Raw genomic sequence first — 1354 nt, forward strand, 5'->3', positions numbered from 1 at the left:
GTCGTCGGGCGGCGCGCCGAGGGTCTCGGCGAAGAATCTGGTCTCCGGTGCGCTGTTGCGGGCGCGCTCGATCAGGATCTGCCAGACCCTGCCGGGTAGTTGGTAGGCGGCGTCGCAGCGGAAGCCGCGAAAGCCGAGCTGGATGTAATGGCGGATGACCTCGGAGAAGAAGTCGATCATTGCCTCGCGCTCGGGCCGCTCACTGTAGTCGAGCTGGGCCAGGTCCTCCCAGACGGTGACGATCTCGGGGTTGTCGAGATCGGTCGCCGAGGGCGAGTGCACCGAGCCGTCGTCGTCATGGACGTACCAGTCCGGATGCGCGGTGACCAGCTCGGAGTCGATCGCGGTATGGTTGACGACCAGGTCCATCATCACGCCGATCCCGGCGTCGCTGGCGGCAGCGGTGAAGGCCCTGAGTCGCTCGCCGTCGTCGTCATCATCGCTGTCGCTCTCGCCACGCAGCGCTGGGTGCAGGCGATAATAGTCCTTGACCGCATAGAGGCTTCCGGACTCACCCGGCAGGTGAAAGGGATTGACGAAGACCCAGTCGAAACCCATCCGGGCGATCTCGGGCAGCCGCTCCGTCCAGCGCTCGATCGGACCGAGCAGGGTCGGGAACAGGTTGTAGATGCGCGGGCCTTGGGGGAGAGAGGGTTGCTTCGATGGCATCTCGGCGTGTCCTGAATGGCTGGGGCGATGATTGTCGATACCGATCGATCGCTACGCTGGCGCTCTCGACTGAAAGATGGCTGCTGAGCACGCGGTTGCTGATCACGCGGTCGGCTCGTCCTGACGAGCTTGGCTGGCATAGCGCAATCGGCTGGTCATAACGCGCTGGTCTTCAGCAGCCCGACTGGGAATCGGCGCAAGACCCTGCTAGCGCGAAGGGCTTGACGGCCTTGGTACTGCTCGGTCTCAAGCTGCCGGTTTGGCCTCGCGTTTGTGCTGCGCTCGGGGCTGGTCTCTGGGCTGGTCTCTAGACCGTTCCCCGGGCCGCCCCCTGGACGATTCTCTGCGCGGCTTTCAGCGCCGCTGTCCATGCCGCCTAGGACATCCTCGAGCCGCGCGGCCGGGATCGAGATCCAGGTCTCGTCCCAACCGGGGTCTTGCAATGGATCGATGTCGCCGTTGCTTGAGGCGGTAGCACGAGGGTTGGTGGACGGGCCGGGATCATGGTCGTGGCCGGCATCGGGACCGAGCCCGGAGTCGTCGGCGGTGACGGTGGTGGAGCGCTCGCTAGCCGTCTGCTCATTGGTATCGTCGTGACCGACGTTGGCCAGCTCGCTCAGGCCCGCAAGCAGGCGCGGCGCAATGACCACCACCGACTGGCCCTGATGGCTGCGACTGAAGACGC

At 65.5% G+C, this 1354-nt stretch carries 2 protein-coding genes; both read right to left on the reverse strand.

What is annotated here, in order from left to right:
* A partial coding sequence (locus VBE63_RS29440) for an alpha-amylase family glycosyl hydrolase (protein ID WP_323686521.1) occupies positions 1-669 on the reverse strand: 669 nt, incomplete at its 3' end.
* A 155-nt stretch (positions 670-824) separates the two neighbouring features.
* Positions 825-1354 (reverse strand): hypothetical protein (locus VBE63_RS29445; RefSeq protein WP_323686522.1); only part of this gene is annotated, 530 nt, incomplete at its 5' end.

This window comes from Lamprobacter sp. (assembly GCF_034860625.1).
In the GTDB taxonomy this organism is placed as follows: domain Bacteria; phylum Pseudomonadota; class Gammaproteobacteria; order Chromatiales; family Chromatiaceae; genus Lamprobacter.